1 pseudogene is annotated in these 484 nt (G+C 42.4%); it reads right to left on the bottom strand.

The annotated features are described in order from the left end of the window. Positions 1-484 (bottom strand): annotated as a pseudogene (locus tag HMPREF2728_RS10840) (YSIRK signal domain/LPXTG anchor domain surface protein); the annotation flags it as partial.

The raw sequence follows: 484 nt of genomic DNA on the forward strand, positions 1-484 counted from the left end.
TACGTCTGGAACAACTGGTTTACCTGGTTTACCTGGATCTGTTGGATCATTTGGATACTTCACTTTTGGTGTTGATGGGAAGTTTGGATCGTCTGGTGTTCCTGGTTTTGGAACCAAGTTTCCAAGTGGTTTGTAGGTTACTGTATCTGTTGCTTCAGGATTTTCTGGAGTAACTGTATTACCACCAGCTTCTGTCTTATCAGCGTAGTAACCTGGAATTACTGGAACAGATACCTTACCATATGTATGGCTCTTCTCAGTCCATGTTGTAGTTCCAGAAGCTTTGTTTTCTTTACCAGTAAACGTAAAGTCATCTTGGACATTGTCGGCTGGAGTCTTATCGCCTGCTCCTTCAAACTTAACTGTTTGTTTAGTTGGTTTTGTCACATCATTTACGATTGGAACGTAGATGATTGGTGTGTCATCACCTGGGTTTGTTGGAAGGTTTGGTAGCTCCTTACCTGGTTCTACTGGTTGACCTGGT

The organism is Streptococcus sp. HMSC061D10 (assembly GCF_001808865.1).
Taxonomy (GTDB): Bacteria; Bacillota; Bacilli; order Lactobacillales; family Streptococcaceae; genus Streptococcus.